At 60.4% G+C, this 17,745-nt stretch carries 18 protein-coding genes and 1 pseudogene; 3 read left to right on the forward strand and 16 right to left on the reverse strand.

Features of this window, described 5'->3' with window-relative positions; all coding sequences use genetic code 11:
- Nucleotides 1-143 precede the first annotated feature (143 nt).
- The 12 genes and pseudogenes from ndk to trmJ form a co-directional block, all read right to left on the reverse strand.
- A complete protein-coding gene (ndk, locus tag C3F38_RS21490; RefSeq protein WP_004941424.1) occupies nt 144-569 on the reverse strand; it encodes a nucleoside-diphosphate kinase in 426 nt (141 codons plus the stop codon).
- A gap of 162 nt (nt 570-731) precedes the next feature.
- The gene (gene sseB / locus C3F38_RS21495; protein ID WP_055316277.1) at nt 732-1,562 is read right to left on the reverse strand and encodes an enhanced serine sensitivity protein SseB; all 831 of its coding nucleotides are present in this window, start codon (nt 1,560-1,562) and stop codon (nt 732-734) included.
- 89 nt (nt 1,563-1,651) lie between these two features.
- Nucleotides 1,652-2,947, reverse strand: coding sequence for an aminopeptidase PepB (gene pepB, locus C3F38_RS21500; RefSeq protein ID WP_038874535.1), 1,296 nt, complete (start codon nt 2,945-2,947; stop codon nt 1,652-1,654).
- 83 nt (nt 2,948-3,030) lie between these two features.
- Nucleotides 3,031-3,231, reverse strand: a complete 201-nt coding sequence (iscX, locus tag C3F38_RS21505; RefSeq protein WP_006327336.1) for a Fe-S cluster assembly protein IscX — start codon at nt 3,229-3,231, stop codon at nt 3,031-3,033.
- A 32-nt stretch (nt 3,232-3,263) separates the two neighbouring features.
- Nucleotides 3,264-3,599, reverse strand: a pseudogene (gene fdx / locus C3F38_RS21510) (ISC system 2Fe-2S type ferredoxin).
- Between the two features lie 2 nt (nt 3,600-3,601).
- Entirely contained in the window at nt 3,602-5,452 is a 1,851-nt protein-coding gene (hscA, locus tag C3F38_RS21515) for a Fe-S protein assembly chaperone HscA (RefSeq protein WP_055316276.1), read from the reverse strand.
- Nucleotides 5,453-5,484: 32 nt separating this feature from the next.
- Nucleotides 5,485-6,006 carry a co-chaperone HscB gene (gene hscB / locus C3F38_RS21520; protein WP_055316274.1) on the reverse strand — a complete coding sequence of 174 codons (522 nt, stop codon included), beginning with the start codon at nt 6,004-6,006 and terminating at the stop codon, nt 5,485-5,487.
- Nucleotides 6,007-6,068: 62 nt separating this feature from the next.
- Nucleotides 6,069-6,392, reverse strand: coding sequence for an iron-sulfur cluster assembly protein IscA (iscA, locus tag C3F38_RS21525; protein WP_004941410.1), 324 nt, complete (start codon nt 6,390-6,392; stop codon nt 6,069-6,071).
- A 54-nt stretch (nt 6,393-6,446) separates the two neighbouring features.
- Complete coding sequence (gene iscU, locus C3F38_RS21530) at nt 6,447-6,833, reverse strand: Fe-S cluster assembly scaffold IscU (RefSeq protein ID WP_004941408.1); 387 nt, start codon at nt 6,831-6,833, stop codon at nt 6,447-6,449.
- Nucleotides 6,834-6,857: 24 nt separating this feature from the next.
- Nucleotides 6,858-8,072: a cysteine desulfurase gene (gene iscS, locus C3F38_RS21535; protein WP_016929764.1), complete on the reverse strand. Its 1,215-nt coding sequence runs from the start codon at nt 8,070-8,072 to the stop codon at nt 6,858-6,860.
- A gap of 54 nt (nt 8,073-8,126) precedes the next feature.
- Nucleotides 8,127-8,621: a Fe-S cluster assembly transcriptional regulator IscR gene (gene iscR / locus C3F38_RS21540; protein ID WP_004941404.1), complete on the reverse strand. Its 495-nt coding sequence runs from the start codon at nt 8,619-8,621 to the stop codon at nt 8,127-8,129.
- A gap of 193 nt (nt 8,622-8,814) precedes the next feature.
- Nucleotides 8,815-9,549, reverse strand: a complete 735-nt coding sequence (gene trmJ / locus C3F38_RS21545; protein ID WP_025303916.1) for a tRNA (cytosine(32)/uridine(32)-2'-O)-methyltransferase TrmJ — start codon at nt 9,547-9,549, stop codon at nt 8,815-8,817.
- A 119-nt stretch (nt 9,550-9,668) separates the two neighbouring features.
- On the opposite strand from trmJ, the gene suhB reads away from it, so the two are divergent.
- Nucleotides 9,669-10,472 (forward strand): inositol-1-monophosphatase, encoded by an 804-nt coding sequence (suhB, locus tag C3F38_RS21550; RefSeq protein WP_004941400.1) that lies wholly within the window; start codon nt 9,669-9,671, stop codon nt 10,470-10,472.
- A gap of 56 nt (nt 10,473-10,528) precedes the next feature.
- Here the strand turns inward: suhB and C3F38_RS21555 are convergent, their stop codons facing one another.
- Complete coding sequence (locus C3F38_RS21555) at nt 10,529-11,551, reverse strand: nickel/cobalt transporter (protein WP_038874527.1); 1,023 nt, start codon at nt 11,549-11,551, stop codon at nt 10,529-10,531.
- Nucleotides 11,542-12,177, reverse strand: coding sequence for a DUF1007 family protein (locus tag C3F38_RS21560; RefSeq protein WP_033651572.1), 636 nt, complete (start codon nt 12,175-12,177; stop codon nt 11,542-11,544). Before C3F38_RS21560 ends, C3F38_RS21555 begins: the two co-directional genes overlap by 10 nt.
- 182 nt (nt 12,178-12,359) lie before the next feature.
- Between C3F38_RS21560 and csiE the strand changes: the two genes are divergently transcribed.
- A complete protein-coding gene (gene csiE / locus C3F38_RS21565) occupies nt 12,360-13,625 on the forward strand; it encodes a stationary phase inducible protein CsiE (RefSeq protein WP_038874525.1) in 1,266 nt (421 codons plus the stop codon).
- Here csiE and C3F38_RS21570 read toward each other — a convergent pair whose 3' ends face one another.
- Complete coding sequence (locus tag C3F38_RS21570; protein ID WP_038874523.1) at nt 13,626-14,771, reverse strand: 3-phenylpropionate MFS transporter; 1,146 nt, start codon at nt 14,769-14,771, stop codon at nt 13,626-13,628.
- Nucleotides 14,772-14,927: 156 nt separating this feature from the next.
- The gene (glyA, locus tag C3F38_RS21575; RefSeq protein WP_025303922.1) at nt 14,928-16,181 is read right to left on the reverse strand and encodes a serine hydroxymethyltransferase; all 1,254 of its coding nucleotides are present in this window, start codon (nt 16,179-16,181) and stop codon (nt 14,928-14,930) included.
- A gap of 357 nt (nt 16,182-16,538) precedes the next feature.
- Between glyA and hmpA the strand changes: the two genes are divergently transcribed.
- Entirely contained in the window at nt 16,539-17,729 is a 1,191-nt protein-coding gene (gene hmpA / locus C3F38_RS21585; protein ID WP_047730069.1) for an NO-inducible flavohemoprotein, read from the forward strand.
- Nucleotides 17,730-17,745: the final 16 nt, after the last annotated feature.

Genomic DNA, 17,745 nt, shown 5'->3' on the forward strand with positions numbered 1-17,745 from the left:
AAACACGCCCCTGACAAGTCGTCTTATCAGGGGCGCGGCATTGTACAAATTTTAGTAGCGGGTGGCTACGGCTGAAAGGCATTCAGGGCATTTTTATTGTTTCAGCCGGTGAATGCCTGGTTATCAGCTAAGAAACGGCACGATTAACGTGCGCAGATTTCGCTTTCGTTGAAGAAGTAAGCGATTTCGCGCTGTGCGGATTCAACGGAGTCGGAACCGTGAACGGCGTTAGCGGTGAAGCTGTCCGCGTAGTCGGCACGCAGGGTGCCGGCCAGGGCGTTGTCCGGGTTGGTTGCGCCCATGATGTCACGGTTGCGCTGCACGGCGTTTTCAGATTCCAGAACCTGCACCATGATTGGGCCGGAGGTCATGAACTCAACCAGACCGTCGAAGAATGGACGGCCTTTGTGCTCAGCGTAGAAGCCTTCAGCTTGTTCGCGAGTCAGACGCAGCATTTTAGCGGCGATGATTTTGAAACCGGCGCGCTCGAAACGAGCATAGATAGCGCCGATGTCGTTGTTGGCTACAGCGTTTGGTTTAACGATGGAAAAGGTACGTTCTACGGTCATGATGGCCTCTGTATGACTTCCAAAACAGGCCGGTCTGCAATGTTGCCGGCCTTCTCAAGTGGCGCAGATTATATGTGCGCCGTTAACGCTTGCCTACGGGAAAATCAACATTTCATTAAAAAAATATGATCTTCATGGGCCATTTTCGACAACGTGGTGGCGCTACTGGGTCTTGTCGGTAGACGGGATCAAATTGCGCAGCCAGCTGCCCCAGCGGCGCTGATAAAACGGCTGCGTATGGGAGATCAGATAGTGGCTGATGCCGCGCTCCTTCTCCGACACCAGGCAGAAATCCACCGGTTCGTCGTTCGGCGCCGTTTCGCTGGCGACGCTGCCGGCCTCGTTGATCAACGCCTCGATCTCCGCCGGCTCGGCGTCCACTTCCAGCCCGATCAGCAAATTCGGCTTCTCATCCGCCGCCTGGTCGTGCATCAGCGCCAGAAACGCGCGGCGCACCGGCTTGCGCTGGCTGAACAGCGTGGTCAACGCATCCACCATCGCCGACGGGTACTCTTCGGGCTGCCCCAGCAGGATTTGGGTCTCTTTGTCGACGTAATGCTCCACCGGTTTGACGACGCCGCCGGTCGCCAGCAGCATCGCCACCTCTTCCGGATAGAACTCCTTGCCGTACTCCGCCTTCGGGTTGAGGAACAGATCCGCGCCCTGGGTGATTTCGAACAGCACCCGCGCCGGCATGGCGATAAATGGCTGTTCGTCCTCAACGGCCTTCTGCAGCGATTCCAGCGAGGTGAAGAACGGAATGATGCTGCCGCCGTCCTGCTTCTCCCAATGCTGGATATTGACCGGCGTATCCGCGTTCAGCGCGATGTCGCCGTCCTGCTGCACCTGCTCGCTGTCGCCGAGGATTAGCACCGTGGCGTCGAGCAATTCACGGAAGAACGCCGGGCGGTGGGCCGGCTCCGTCACCGCCAGCTTCAGCAGGCGTTCAAGTTCGTTCTCGCTCGGGGCGGCATCGTGATGATGGGCACTCATGGCAAACTCCAGGGATCAAATAGCGAGGCCCAGCATGCTGGGCCCCGAAGATAATGCGCATTCTAGCGCCCGACGCAGCGGGCGTTCAATTATTTGGCTTTGCTCAGCAGCAGATTGGCCAGGGTACGCACGCCCAAACCGGTCGCGCCGGCCGACCACTGCTCCACCGCGCCTTTGCGGTAGGTGGCGGAACAGTCGATGTGCAGCCAGCCTTGCTGGTAATTCTTGACGAAGTGCGACAGGAAGGCCGCCGCGGTGCTGGCGCCGGCGGTGTAGGCCGGGCCGGCCACGTTGTTCAGCTCGGCGAAGTTGGACGGCAGCTGGCTGCGGTGGAACTCGGCCAGCGGCAGACGCCAGAACGGCTCTTGCTCGGCGGCGGCGCTGCTCAGCAGCTCCTGCGCCAGCGCGTCGTCGAAGCTGAACAGCGCATGGTAGTCGTTGCCGACTGCGGTTTTGGCCGCGCCGGTCAGGGTGGCGCAGTCGATAATCAGCTGCGGGTTCTGCTCAGAAGCGTCGATCAGGCCGTCGGCCAGCACCAGGCGCCCTTCCGCATCGGTGTTCATCACCTCAACGGTTTTGCCGTTGCGGTAGCGAATGATGTCGCCCAGTTTGAAAGCGTTGCCGCTGACCATGTTGTCGGCGCAGCACAGGTACAGCTTCACGCGCTGCTTCAGGCCGCGCGCCGCCGCCAGCGCCAGGGCGCCGGTGATGGTGGCCGCACCGCCCATGTCAGCCTTCATCGAATCCATAAAGGCGCTCTGCTTCAGGCTATAACCGCCGGTATCGAAGGTGATGCCCTTGCCGACCAGGCAGGCAAACACCGGCGCGTCCGGGTTACCGGTCGGGTTGAAGTCGAGCGCCAGCAGCACCGGTGGGCGCTCGGAGCCGCGGCCGACGGTGTGGATGCCGGCATAGTTCTGCTCGCGCAGATCTTCGCCCTTGGTGATGCGGTAGCTGACGGCATCGCAGCCGACGTCGCACATCAGATCAACGGCGCGGGTCGCCAGCTGCTCTGGCCCCAGCTCTTCCGCCGGCATGTTGATGGTGTCGCGCACCCAGTCTACGATCTTCAGGCGCTTATCCAACTCCTGACGCGCGGCTTCCGGCAGTTCGGCCCATTCGACGTTGCGTTTCCCTTTCGGCCCGCGGTAACCCTGCCAAAACGCCCAGCTGTTTTCCAAGTCCCAACCGTCGCCGGCGAGTTTGACATTTTTGATGCCCTGACCGTCAATTTTGCGGCCCGCGCGCTGGATCGCGCCCAGCTTGTCGGCCCCGGTCAGGTGGATGGTCATCCCTTCGCCGTTGGTGCTCAGCAGCGCTTTCTCGCCCCAGCGGGCGTCGGCAGGTTGTTGCGACAGCGTGACCTGCATGAATTCTGTTGTCATAGCCTTCTTACTCCGGATTATTCTTTTATTAATCTTGTCGGATACAAAATAAACGGGCCGCCCATGGCAGCCCGTTACGCTATTTACTCCGCTTCATCTAACCAGACCAGCAGGATCGCTTCCAGTATTTTTTCGTTGGAAGCCTGCGGATCGTCGTCGAACTCTTCCAGATCGCAGATCCACTGATGCATGTCGGTAAAACGCACGGTTTTCGGATCGGTGTCCGGGTATTGGTCGTACAGGGCTTCGCCGATTTCTCGGCTGTCGGTCCACTTCAGTCCCATTATGATCTCCGGATTGGCGCTGCGGCTAACAATTAATGCTCACGCGCGTGGTTGACGGTGTAGCGCGGCATTTCGACCACCAGATCTTCGTCGGCGACCAGCGCCTGGCAGCTCAGACGGCTTTCCGGCTCCAGCCCCTACGCTTTGTCCAGCATGTCGTCTTCCAGCTCGCTGCTCTCTTCCAGCGAATCGAAGCCTTCACGCACGATGCAGTGGCAGGTGGTGCAGGCGCAGGATTTCTCGCAGGCGTGCTCGATTTCAATGCCGTTGCGCAGCGCAACGTTGAGGATCGACTCCCCTTTTTCGGCTTCCAGAACCGCCCCTTCCGGGCAAAGATCTTGATGGGGCAGGAAAACAATTTTAGGCATGGTTAAACCTCATCCACAGAATGGCCAGCCAGCGCGCGGCGAATGGAAGCGTCCATGCGGCGCGCGGCAAAATCTTGCGTTTGTGCATCTAATGTTTTGATGGCGTCTTCGATAGCGGCGGGATTTTCCCCCTGCACCGCCTGCTGCAGCGCCTGGGTCGCGGCGGCGATCGCCTGGCTTTCCGCCTCGCTCAGCAGCGCGGCGTCGGTGGCCAGCGCGCCCTGCAGGCTTTCCAGCACCCGTGCGGCTTCCACGCGTTGCTCCGCCAGCTTGCGCGCGCCCACGTCGCTTTGCGCGTTGGCCATCGAATCCTTGATCATGCCGGCGATTTCGCTGTCCGACAGGCCGTACGACGGCTTGACCTGGATCGACGCTTCAACGCCGGTGGATTTCTCCATCGCGGTGACGCTCAGCAGACCGTCGGCATCCACCTGGAAGGTGACGCGAATGTGCGCCCCCCCGGCAGGCAGCGGCGGCAGGCCGCGCAGCGTGAAGCGCGCCAGCGAACGGCAATCCTGTACCAGCTCGCGCTCGCCCTGCAGCACGTGGATCATCATCGCGCTCTGGCCGTCTTTGAAGGTAGTGAACTCCTGCGCGCGCGCCACCGGAATGGTGGTGTTGCGCGGGATCACTTTCTCCACCAGGCCGCCCATGGTTTCGAGGCCCAGCGACAGCGGGATCACGTCCAGCAGCAGCATGTCGCTGTCCGGCTTGTTGCCCACCAGAATGTCGGCCTGGATCGCGGCGCCGATGGCGACCACTTTATCCGGATCAATAGACGTCAGCGGCGTACGGCCGAAGAAGGCGCCCACCTGCTCACGCACCAGCGGCACGCGGGTGGAACCGCCGACCATCACCGCTTCCAGCACCTCGTCGGCGGCGACGCCGGCGTCTTTCAGCGCGCGGCGGCAGGCCATCAGCGTACGTTTCACCAGCGGAGCGATCAGCGCTTCGAACTGGGCGCGGGTCACCTCGCCCTGCCAGCCGGCCACCTCGACGCGCACGCTGTCGGCATCGCTCAACGCGATTTTAGCGGCGATGGCGGCGTCCAGCAGCTGGCGCTGCACGCCGTGGTCGCTGCGATCGGCCACGCCGGCCTGCTCGCGCAGCCAGTCGGCCAGCAGGTGATCGAAGTCGTCGCCGCCCAGCGCGGAATCGCCGCCGGTGGCCAGCACTTCGAACACGCCGCGGCTGAGGCGCAGAATGGAGATATCAAAGGTGCCGCCGCCCAGATCGTAAACCGCGATCACCCCTTCCTGGCCGGAATCCAGCCCGTAGGCGATCGCCGCCGCGGTCGGTTCATTCAGCAGGCGCAGGACGTGCAGGCCGGCCAGACGCGCCGCGTCTTTGGTGCCCTGGCGCTGCGCGTCGTCGAAGTAGGCAGGAACGGTGATCACCACGCCATCCAGCTCCCCTTCCAGCGCCGCTTGCGCTCGTGCGGACAGGGCCCGCAAGATATCAGCGGAGACGCCGACCGGGTTAACCGGGCCGGCGGCGGTGACGATCAGCGGCAGGCCGTTGTCGCTGGCCTGGAATTGATAAGGCAGGTTCGGGTAACGTTGCTGCACGTCCGCCAACGAGCGGCCCATCATGCGTTTGATGGAGCTGACGGTATTGGCCGGATCCTGCGCCGCCTGTTGGCGCGCCTCCCAGCCGACGCGCTGCGCGTCCGCCTGATAATGCACCACCGAAGGCAGCAAATGGCGGCCCTGTTCGTCGGCCAGCGTTTCCGCTTGCCCACTGCGCACCGTGGCGACCAGCGAGTTGGTGGTGCCTAAGTCGATACCGGCGGCCAGACGTCGCTGGTGCGGCGCGGCGCTGAGGCCAGGCTCACTAATTTGTAATAAGGCCATCTTGAAGCTTCCACAATCAGAATCAGAAGGTGTTACTCAAAACCCAGCAGTTTTTCTTCGAGTTGTTCAACCTGTTGCTGGAGTTTGTCCAAAAAGCGCAGCTTGCGCACGGTGTCGGCGGCGTCCGCCCACTGTTCACTGTCCAACTGCTGCAGCATCAGCGCGCTGCTCTGCTTGATGGAGGAGGCCAGCCGCGCGCCGAAATCGGCCAGCAGGCGCTCGGCCTCCGGCTTGCGCTCAATGGCGTCGAGCTCTTCGCGCAGTTCCAGCTGTTCCATCAGGAACGCGGTGTCGCGCATCGTATGCTGTTCGTTGCCCAGATCGAAGCCGTGCAAAGATAGCATATACTCCGCGCGTTTTAACGGGTGCTTCAGCGCCTGGTAGGCTTCGTTGATGGTCGCCGCCTGCTGCAACGCCATCAGGCGTTCGCGCTCCGGCTGGTTGGCGAAACGATCGGGGTGAAATTGGCGCTGCAGATCCTGGAAGCGGGACGCAAGCAGGCTGCCGTCCACGGTGTAGCGAACTGGCAGCCCGAATAAAGTAAAGTAATCCATAGCGTGCTCTGGGCGTTAGCGGATGAAGTTCCCCCGCCGAAACGGGGGGGCACGATGGACTGTCAGACGTTGAAACTCTCGCCGCAGCCGCATTCGCTTGAGACGTTCGGGTTGTTGAACTTGAAGCCTTCGTTCAGGCCTTCCTTAACGAAATCAAGCTCGGTGCCGTCAAGGTAGACCAGGCTCTTGCCGTCGATGATCACCTTGATGCCTTTGTCTTCAAACACGATGTCGTCATCGTTGGCTTCGTCAACAAATTCCAGCACGTACGCCATCCCGGAGCAGCCGGAAGTTCGCACTCCCAGACGCAGGCCGAGACCTTTGCCGCGGTTCGTCAAAAACGCCTGAACACGCTGCGCAGCGCTGTCGCTCATGGTAATAGACATCACAACCTCACACTTCACATCAAAGCCCGGCGCGGCCGGGCCGACTCAGACAAATTACTTGGCGCTATGCTTGCTCTTATAGTCGGCAATCGCTGCTTTGATGGCGTCTTCAGCCAGGATCGAGCAGTGAATTTTGACCGGCGGCAATTCCAGCTCTTCGGCGATCTGGGTGTTTTTGATCGCTTCAGCCTGATCCAGCGACTTGCCTTTCATCCATTCGGTCACCAGCGAGCTGGAGGCGATGGCGGAACCGCAGCCGTAAGTTTTAAAGCGCGCGTCTTCGATGATGCCTTCATCGTTAACCTTGATTTGCAGCTTCATGACGTCGCCGCAGGCCGGCGCCCCTACCATGCCGCTGCCGACGGTAGGATCTTCGTTGTCGAAAGAACCCACGTTACGCGGGTTTTCATAATGATCGATTACTTTTTCGCTGTAAGCCATGACCTTGCTCCTGAAACCTGAGAATTAATGATGCGCCCATTCGATGCTGTTGATGTCCACGCCCTGCTTGAACATCTCCCACAGTGGGGACAGATCGCGCAGACGGCCGATGGATTTACGCACCAGTTGAATGGTGTAGTCGATCTCTTCTTCCGTGGTGAAACGCCCCAGAGAGAAACGGATCGAGCTGTGCGCCAATTCATCGCTCATGCCCAGCGCGCGCAGCACGTAGGACGGCTCGAGGCTGGCGGAGGTACAGGCTGAACCGGAGGAAACGGCCAGGTCTTTCAGCGCCATGATCAGCGACTCGCCTTCAACGTAGTTGAAGCTGACGTTCAGGATGTTCGGTGCGCCGTGCTCCAGATCGCCGTTCAGATACACTTCTTCCATATCTTTCACGCCGTTCCACAGACGATCGCGTAGGGTGCGCAGACGCGCCATCTCTTCGGTCATCTCTTCTTTGGCGATGCGGTAAGCTTCGCCCATGCCGACGATCTGGTGGACAGGCAGGGTGCCGGAACGCATGCCGCGCTCATGACCGCCGCCGTGTACCTGCGCTTCGATGCGGATGCGCGGCTTGCGGCGCACGTACAGCGCGCCGATGCCTTTCGGGCCATAGATTTTGTGGCCGGAGAACGACATCAGGTCGACTTTCAGCTTGCTCAGATCGATAGGCAGTTTGCCCACGCTCTGGGTGGCGTCAACGTGGTAGATGATACCGCGCGCACGGCACATTTCGCCGATCGCTTCGATATCCTGCACCACGCCGATTTCGTTATTGACGTGCATGATGGAGACCAGGATGGTGTCATCGCGCAGCGCCGCTTCGAGATCCTGCAGGCTGATGATGCCGTTGCTCTGTGGCGCCAGGTAGGTCACTTCAAACCCTTCGCGCTCCAGCTGACGGCAGGTGTCCAGCACGGCTTTGTGTTCGGTTTTGCTGGTGATGATGTGCTTGCCTTTTTTCTGGTAGAAATTGGCAGCGCCTTTGATCGCCAGGTTGTCGGATTCGGTCGCCCCGGAGGTGAAGACGATTTCGCGTGGGTCGGCGCCCACCAGTTCGGCGATTTGGTTACGGGCGATGTCTACCGCCTCTTCCGCCTGCCAACCGAAACGGTGGGAACGGGAAGCCGGGTTGCCGAAAGTGCCGTCCAGGGTCAAAAACTGCATCATCTTCTCAGCAACGCGCGGGTCGACCGGCGTCGTTGCTGAGTAATCCAGATAAATCGGTAATTTCATTGCTCTTGTGCTCCGTACATCACTTCCAAAAACTAAAAAAATTTCGCCAGCTGCTTATGCGCGCAGATTAACGTTGATAGTTTCTTGCGGACGACCGTTGGCCGTGCGGCGCGTATCGTTGTTTTGACGATCCGCCACCACCAGCACTTCCTGGTTGTTGACCAGTTCTGCCAGCGTAATGTTGTTCAGGAACCCGCTGATGCGCTCGCTCAGATCGCGCCACAGGGCGTGGGTCAAGCAGCGATCGCCGCCCTGACAGCCTTCTTTACCCTGGCAACGGGTTGCATCTACCGATTCATCGACGGCAGTGATGACAGCGCCAACGGCGATCTCACCCGCGTCTTTACCCAGCAGATAACCACCGCCCGGACCGCGCACGCTGGCCACCAGGCCATTCTTGCGCAGACGGGAAAATAATTGTTCCAGATAAGAGAGCGAAATACCCTGGCGTTCGGAAATGTCCGCCAGTGGCACCGGCCCTTCCTGGGAATGCAGCGCTACGTCGAGCATAGCGGTTACGGCATAACGGCCTTTGGATGTCAGTCTCATAGCTCAATGGTTACCTGTTGGTCAAATATGGCCGAAAGTCTGACATTCCTGAGTAAAACAGTCAACTATTTAACCTAGTAATTGACTCAAGTATTAGCACGTTTTGAACTTAGCAAGAACAAAGGTATATAAAATACATGTTATAACCTTTGGATAACTAATACTATTGTCGCCCACCGTTATGCCACATCAATTAATTACCTTGATGTTTATCCTGTTTCTCGATCGACGTCAGCATGCCGCGCAGGATATTCAGCTCCTGCCCTTCCGGGCGCGCACGGGTGAACAAACGACGCAGGCGGCTCATCACCTGGCCCGGATGGGACGGGCGAATAAAGCCGGTGCGCTGCAGCGTCTGCTCCAGGTGCTGATAGAAACGCTCGAGGTCGTCCACCAGCGGATACGGCGTCTCTTCCAGCTGCGGCGCGCCCGCCTGTTGGCGATCGAGGTAAGCCACGCGCACTTCATACGCCAGGATCTGCACCGCCATCGCCAGGTTCAGCGAGCTGTAGTCCGGGTTGGCCGGAATGGCGACGTGGTAGTGGCACTTCTGCAGTTCATCATTGGTCAGCCCGACGCGTTCGCGGCCGAACACCAGCGCCACCGGCGCGTGTTCGCCTTCGTGCACCGCGCGCACGCCGCATTCACGCGGCTCCAGCATCGGCCACGGCAAGGTGCGAGAACGTGCGCTGGTGCCCACCACCAGGCTACAACCGGCGATGGCGTCATCGAGGGTGTCGACAATAGTGGCGTTGCCGATCACGTCGCTGGCACCGGCGGCCAGGGCGATGGCCTGAGAATCGGGTTTGATCAGCGGATTAACCAGATAAAGGTTGGTTAAACCCATGGTTTTCATGGCTCTGGCGGTCGAGCCCATGTTGCCGGTATGTGAAGTCTCTACCAGAACAATGCGGATATTGTGCAGCATACAAACTCTGAGCGTGGCGGAAAATCGCAGCATCTTAACACAGCCATAGGCAATTTGCCGAACAGCTGCTATACTTCGCGCCGTTTCCTGTTCTTTAACATCCTAGTTGGAAGATACCCATGCATCCGATGCTGACTATCGCCGTGCGCGCTGCGCGCAAGGCCGGTAACCTGATTGCCAAAAACTACGAAACCCCGGACGCTGTAGAAGCGAGCCAGAAAGGGACCAATGACTTCGTCACCAACGTCGATCGCGATGCAGAGCATCTGATCATCGACGTCATCCGCAAGTCTTATCCGCAACACAGTATCGTGAGCGAAGAACGCGGTGAGCTGATCGGCGAAGATCGCGATGTGCAATGGGTGATTGATCCACTGGATGGCACTGCAAACTTCATCAAACGTTTCCCTCATTTCTCCGTTTCCATCGCCGTACGCATCAAAGGCCGTACTGAAGTGGCCGTGGTTTACGATCCGATGCGCAACGAACTGTTCACCGCCACTCGCGGCCAGGGCGCACAGCTCAACGGTTACCGCCTGCGCGGCACCAACGCCAAAGATCTGGATGGCACCATCCTGGCGACCGGCTTCCCGTTCAAGGTCAAGCAGCACGCAACGCCTTACATCAACATCGTCGGCAAGCTGTTCACCCAGTGCGCGGACTTCCGCCGCACCGGTTCCGCAGCGCTGGATCTGGCCTATGTGGCCGCCGGTCGCGTAGACGGGTTCTTCGAAATCGGCCTGAAGCCGTGGGATTTCGCCGCGGGCGAACTGCTGGTGCGTGAAGCCGGCGGCCTGGTGACCGACTTCGTCGGTGGCCACAACCACTTCAGCTCCGGCAACGTGGTTGCAGGCAACCCGCGCGTCGTGAAAGCCATGCTGGCCACCATGCGTGAAGAGCTGAGCGAAGCGCTGAAGCGTTAATCGCCAGAAGCGAATCGAAAAAAAGCGCTGCCGATGCAGCGCTTTTTTTATGCCCGTTAGCGGGAGAAGGGCCGGATGCCGCCGCCGAATTCCGGCTGCGCGCTGACGTACAGCAACAGCCCCGCAGCCAGCAGGATCAGGCCGCCGGCCAGCGCCAACGCCCCCCAGGCCACCGCGCTCCAGGCCGCGGGCGCGCGCGAACGGCTGAGGCGCACCGCCAGCCGGCGGCTGTAATGCACCAGCAGTGCCAGCATCGAGATGGTCAACGAGGTGCCGAACGCCATCGCCAGCGCGGAGATCACTCCCCAGCCGAACACGCCGATCACCTTGGAGAACAGCAGCACCAAAATCGCCCCCGAACAGGGGCGCATGCCCATCGCCAGCACGATGGCGGCCTGAGTGCGCCAGTCGCTTCCCGCCTGCAGCTCGCTGTCGCTCGGCAGATGCCGGTGGCCGCAGCCGCAGTGGGCGCTGTGCACATGATCCGCCGCCAGCGGCGTCAGGCTGTTGATGCGCAGCGCCGGTGCCGGGCGCATCGCCTTGATCGCCGCAAACAGGCGTTTCAGCGCGCGCCAACTCAGCAGCACGCCAAGCAGCATCACCAGAATAAAACTGCCCTTTTCCAGCCAGAAGCTGCTTTGGTGCAGCTGGCGCGAAGAGAGCTGCAATACCACCAGCATCAGCGTGACCAGCGCGATCGCTACCCCGCCTTGCACCAACGAGGCGGCGAAGGTCAGCTTCAGGCTGCTTTTCAACCGCGCCGGATGGGTAGCCAGGTAGGTGGCGATCACCACTTTGCCGTGGCCGGGGCCGAGCGCATGCAAGATGCCATAGCCGAGGCTGAACAGCATCAGCGCCAGCCCGGCCTGCTGCGGCGCAGCCTTCACCTGCTGTAACAGCCCCGCCATCTGCTGGTGCAGCGCTTTTTGCCATACCACGCTCTGCATCAGCAGCTGCGGCCAATAGTGCCACGCCAGCAGCGCGGCGGCCGCCAGCGCCAGCGTGAACGGCAGCAGCGGCCACAGACCGAAGACCCAGTGGCGTCGGCTCGTCGTCGGTGGTGAGAAATTTAACGACATTGCAGCGTCACCCGCTGGGCGAACTGCTGCCCCAGCGCCAGGTCCTCACCGGGCGAGTCGTTCTTGTCGAGCGACAGCGCATAGGCCTGCAGCGACGCATTCGGCTTCGGCGTCATCAGCTTGTAGCTGCACAGCTGCGCCATCTCCGGCGGCAGATGCAGCGCATTTTGGTCTTTATAGGTCATATCCACGAAATAAGTCGGATCGTAAGTAGAAAGTTCGAACGGCTTGCCCGCCAGCGGCTGCGGTTCGGCCAACGGCAGCACGAACTCCAGCACCGCCTGATTACCCTGGCGCGACAGGTGATATTCGCTGGGCAAGTTCAGGTATTTCACCGGCTTGCCGTCGCGGTAAAGATCGGTGAAATAGTGCTGCCCCAGCACGTTGGCCATCACTTCCGCCGCCAGCTTTTTCCACACTTCCGAATCGCTCTTGGCGTTTTTCGCATCGTAGAGCAAATCCGCCGAGGTGATTTCATCCATCACCCACACCATTTTCAGGCCGACCAGCCGCTGGTCTTTGGCGACGAAGGTGGTATTCATGTCGATAAAGCTGTGCGGATGCGCGATCGCACCGGCGCTGAACACGGCGCCGAAGGCAGCCAAAAGACGACGTAACTTCATCATTATCCTGTCTTACCTGCATTTGTTATAACGTAACACAAATAAATACCGAACGGCCCGCCTCTCCCGGCGATATTTGTGACGAAAGTTGTAAGCCGAAGTAAAAGCCGCGCAGTAACCCTGCCATTACAAAGCCTTTTGCTATGCTTAGGCATAATCGCAACCTTTTATGCCGGAAGGTGATAATGAGCCTGGACACCTCTCCCGTGCCCGAGCTCTCCGGACAACAACGGCGCTGCCATCTGCTGCTGATGCTGTACACGCCGGAGCCCGAGTTGCAGCTGGAGACCCTAAGCCGAATCAACGGCGTCGCCCCCCCGATAACCCGGCAAGATATAGCCGAGGTGGCCAGTGAAATCCAGCGTTTCCACCACCTGGAGATCGCCGTCGGTCCCGATCGCGGTTACCAGCTGCGGGGCAGCGCGCTCGACCAGCGCCTGTGCCTGATCCATTGGCTGCGGCGGGCCCTGCGCTGCAGCCCGCAATTCGTTGAAGGCGATTTCGCCCCGCGCCTGCGGCACGCACTGGCGGCCGATGCCGCCCCGGCGTCTGCGCTGGCAGAGGCGATCGATGCTTGCGAACCGCTGCTCAACCGCCGCTTCGATGCGCGCGACCGCCAATTCCTGCAGCATTATCTGCTCTACTGCGCCTGGCAAAATCGCCTGCGGCAGCATCCGCGTTTCGACGCCGTTCAGCGCGACTGGCTGCGGCAAAAGCCGGAGCAGCAGGCCGCCGCCTGGCTGCATCAGGCCTGCAACCGGCTGTTTAACCAGCCGCCGCAGGCAGACGAGCGCGATTTTTTGGCGCTGACGTTTACCATGTTGAAAAATCACAGCTACCACAGCAACGACTCCGCGCAGGAACAGCGGCTGATGGCGGCCATCGACAGCATGGTCGAGCGCTTCCAGCAGCTTTCCGGCATGGCCTTCAGCAGCAAGGCGGAGCTGGTCAGCCAGCTGTTCGCCCACCTGGCGCCGGCGCTGGAGCGCTGCCGTTTCGCCATCGGCATCGACAATATGCTGCTGGAAGAAGTGGTGCGCAAATACCCGCGGCTAATGCGCACCACGCAGGAAGCGTTGAAACCGCTGGAACAGGAGTACGGCGTGCATTTTTCCAACGAGGAGGCGGGCCTGGTGGCCATCAGCTTCGGCGCCTGGCTGATGCAGGACAACGCGCTGCAGGAAAAACAGGTGCTGCTACTGACGCTGGACAACCCGCAGTTGGAAGAAGAAGTGGAATACCAGATCCGCGAGCTCACGCTGCTGCCGCTGAACATCAAGTATCTGCCGCTGAGCGACTATCTGCGCGGCGGAGCACCGCAGGGCATCATGCTGGTGATCACCCCTTATGCGGCGGTGCACAGCGATCCGCACCCGCCGCTGATCTATACCGAACTGCCGCTGGAAACCCGGCAGCGCCAGGCGATCCGCGCGCTGCTGGAAGCCCCTTAATCAGCGGCTGACGCTGACCGCCGGCGGCCGGATGAACAAGGCCGGCACCGCGACCGCCGCCATCACCCAGAATACCCCGCCCTGCCAATGTTCGAACAGGAACCCGGCAATGACCGTCATGACGGCGATACCACCGCCCATCGCCAGCGCCGAATACACCGCCTGCAACCGGATCACCTCTTGCCCCTGGCGCGCAGCGATAAAGCGCATCGCCGCCAGATGGCAGACGGTGAAGGTGCCGCAGTGCAGGATCTGGATCAGCAGCAACCAGCCCAACTCGGTGCTGTAGGCCATCAGGCTCCAGCGCAACACGCCGCAGCAGGCGGAAAGCAGCAACAGGTTGCGCGCATTCCAGCGGCGAAACAGCACGTTGCTGCTGGCGAAAATAATCACCTCCGCTACCACGCCCAGCGACCACAGATAGCCGATAGTCGAGGCCGAATAGCCCGCCTCCTGCCAGTAAATGGAGCCGAAGCTGTAGTAGCCGGCATGCGCCCCCTGCAGCAGCGTGACGCACAGCAGGAAGCGCCAGACCGGCCCCTCTTTCAACAGTGCCCACAGCGAGCGCTCGGCTCCGCTGTGCGTGCGCGCTTCGCCCTGTGGCATGACGCTCGGCTTCAGCAACATGCCCAGCAGCATCGCCAACACGCTGAAGATCAGGCTGTAGAGAATCGCGTTATGGCCCCACACCGCCACCAGCTGCCCGGTCAGCGCCGAGCCGATGACGAACGCCAGCGAGCCCCACAGCCGCACCCGCCCGTAGTCCATGCGGATCTGCTTTTGCCAGGTGCCGGCCAGCGCGTCGGTCAGCGGCACCAGCGGCGAGAAGAACAGGTTGAAACCCGCTATCACCAGCATCAGCCAGCCCCAGCCGTTGCCGAAGCAAAAGCCGACCGCGAAGGCCAGGGTCAGCAGCGCCAGCAGGCGCAGGGCGGAGACTAAATGAGAGGGATCTTTAACGCGGGGTGCAATCAGTAAACTGCCGAGGAAGCGGGCCACCAAGCCGGCACCGAGCAACATGCCGATGGTTTCGGGCGCGATGCCCTCACCTTTCAGCCATACGCCCCAGAACGGTAAGAAGATGCCATAGGAAAAGAAGTAGGTGAAATAACTGAGAGCGAGCCAACGCGTTGATTGCAGAACCATGATCCCTCCGGAGTGAGGGCAATACTTTGACAGAGCTCACACCGCCCCGCAATCGTCATTCCACTTCAATACGTTAGAGTGCCATACAGTTCACAGTTTGCTGCTGGCGGGCATAAAAAAACCCGCCGCAGCGGGTTTTGTCAGGCGAAAGCGGGATTATGCGTAAACCGGCAGGCGGGCGCAGATATCCAGCACTTTCTTCTTGGTGCGTTCGATGGTGGCTTCATCGTTGATGTTGTCCAGCACATCGCAGATCCAACCGGCCAGTTCGCGCACGTCGGCCTCTTTGAAGCCGCGACGGGTCACGGCCGGGGTGCCGATACGCACGCCGGAGGTGACGAACGGGCTCTTCGGATCGTTCGGCACGCTGTTCTTGTTGACGGTGATGTTGGCGCGGCCCAGGGCAGCGTCCGCTTCTTTACCGGTCAGGTTTTTGTCGACCAGATCCAGCAGGAACAGGTGGTTATGGGTGCCGCCGGAGACCACTTTGTAGCCACGCTGCAGGAACACGTCCACCATCGCCTTGGCGTTGACCGCCACTTGCTGCTGGTAAACCTTGAACTCAGGCTCCATCGCTTCTTTCAGCGCCACCGCCTTGCCGGCGATCACGTGCATCAGCGGGCCGCCCTGGCCGCCAGGGAACACGGCGGAGTTCAGCTTTTTGTACAGCTCTTCGTCGCCGCCCTTCGCCAGGATCAGGCCGCCGCGCGGGCCCGCCAGGGTTTTGTGGGTGGTGGTGGTGACGATGTGCGCGTGCGGTACCGGGTTCGGGTACACGCCGGCGGCGATCAGGCCCGCCACGTGCGCCATGTCGACGAACAGGTAAGCGCCGATGCTGTCGGCGATTTCGCGCATTTTGGCCCAGTCAACCACGCCGGAGTAAGCGGAGAAGCCGCCGATGATCATTTTCGGCTTGTGGGTTTGCGCCTGCTTGGCCAGATCGTCATAGTCGATTTGGCCTTTGTCGTCGATGCCGTAAGGCACCACGTTATACAGTTTGCCGGACAGGTTGACCGGAGAACCGTGGGTCAGGTGGCCGCCGTGCGCCAGGTTCATGCCCAGAATGGTGTCGCCCGGCTGCAGCAGCGCGGTGTACACGGCGAAGTTAGCCTGGGAGCCGGAGTGCGGCTGCACGTTGGCGTAATCGGCGCCGAACAATTCTTTGGCGCGATCGATAGCCAGCTGTTCAACGATATCCACGTATTCGCAGCCGCCGTAGTAACGCTTGCCCGGATAGCCTTCAGCGTATTTGTTGGTCAGCTGGGAACCTTGAGCCTGCATCACGCGCGGGCTGGTGTAGTTCTCAGACGCGATCAGCTCGATGTGCTCTTCCTGACGCACCACTTCCTGCTCCATGGCACGCCACAGTTCCGCATCGTAATCGGCAATGTTCATTTCACGCTTTAACATCCGGCATCTCCTGACTTAAATCAGCTAACTAAAAAATCACCAAATAACTACCCGTTTGGGTTCTGGGCCACAGTGTAAACCGTTTCGCCCCACCGAAGATAGGTCTTGACAGAGGTTTTTACGCAAACGATTGGCATAAGGTGGCGCAAGGCTTTGATCCGCGAAACACCGCCGTTTATCAACGGACATTTCCTCATGCGAACAATGCGCTTTTTTCATGTTCTGTGAGCGCGATCGACGCCCGAAGAACACCGCAACGAAAACAAGGGTATTTACAAGCGACGCGGAACCCAATAAGATGCATTTAAAATACATCATTAAAACTCTCGTCAAGATCTCAACCCAAGGAGCGCTTCCATGCTGGATAGCCAAACCATCGCCACCGTGAAATCCACTATTCCCCTGCTGGCTGCGACCGGGCCGAAGCTGACCGCCCACTTTTACGATCGCATGTTCGCGCACAACCCGGAATTGAAAGACATTTTCAACATGAGCAACCAGCGCAACGGCGATCAGCGTCAGGCGCTGTTCGACGCCATCTGCGCCTATGCCGCCAACATCGAGAACCTGGCGGCGCTGTTGCCGGCGGTGGAGCGCATCGCGCAGAAACACACCAGCTTCAATATCCAGCCGGAGCAGTACAACATCGTCGGTGGTCATCTGCTGGCGACGCTGGACGAAATGTTCAGCCCAGGCCAGGAAGTCCTGGACGCCTGGGGCAAAGCCTACGGCGTGCTGGCCAACGTATTTATCCAGCGTGAAGAGCAGATTTATCAGCAGAGCGAAACCGACAACGGCGGCTGGCGCGATCTGCGCGCGTTCCGCATCCTGAAGAAACAGCCGCAGAGCGACGTGATCTGCAGCTTCGTGCTGGCACCGGTGGACGGCGGCCGGGTGGCGGACTTCAAACCGGGGCAATACCTGGCGGTCTACATCAAGCACGACAGCCTGGAGCATCAGGAAATTCGCCAGTACTCGCTGACCACCTCGCCGAACGGCGAGTTCTACCGCATCGCGGTGAAGCGCGAAGATCAGGGGAAAGTATCCAACTACCTGCACCAGCAGGCGCAGGAAGGCGACGTGATCTACATCGCCCCGCCGCACGGCGACTTCTTCCTCGACGTGGCACCGACCACGCCGGTGGCGCTGATCTCCGCCGGCGTCGGCCAAACCCCAATGCTCGGCATGCTCAACACCCTGCACGACAACCAGCATCAGGCGCAGGTCCACTGGCTGCACGCGGCGGAAAACGGCAGCGTGCACGCCTTTGCCGATGAGGTAGCGGATATTGCCGGGCGTATGCCGAATCTGAGCCGCCATGTGTGGTACCGCGAGCCGGGTGCCGATGACGTGGAAGGCCGCGACTACCACAGCCGCGGATTGATGGATTTGAGCGCGCTGCAAGGCAGCCTGGCCGATCCGCAGATGCACTATTACTTCTGCGGCCCGGTGGCCTTCATGCAGTTCGTGGGCAAACAGCTGCTGGAGATGGGCGTAGAGGCCGAACGCATCCACTACGAATGTTTCGGCCCGCATAAGGTGCTGTAATGCTTGCGGAGCGCGG

Source organism: Serratia sp. SSNIH1, from assembly GCF_002935055.1.
Classification (GTDB): Bacteria; Pseudomonadota; Gammaproteobacteria; order Enterobacterales; family Enterobacteriaceae; genus Serratia; species Serratia nevei.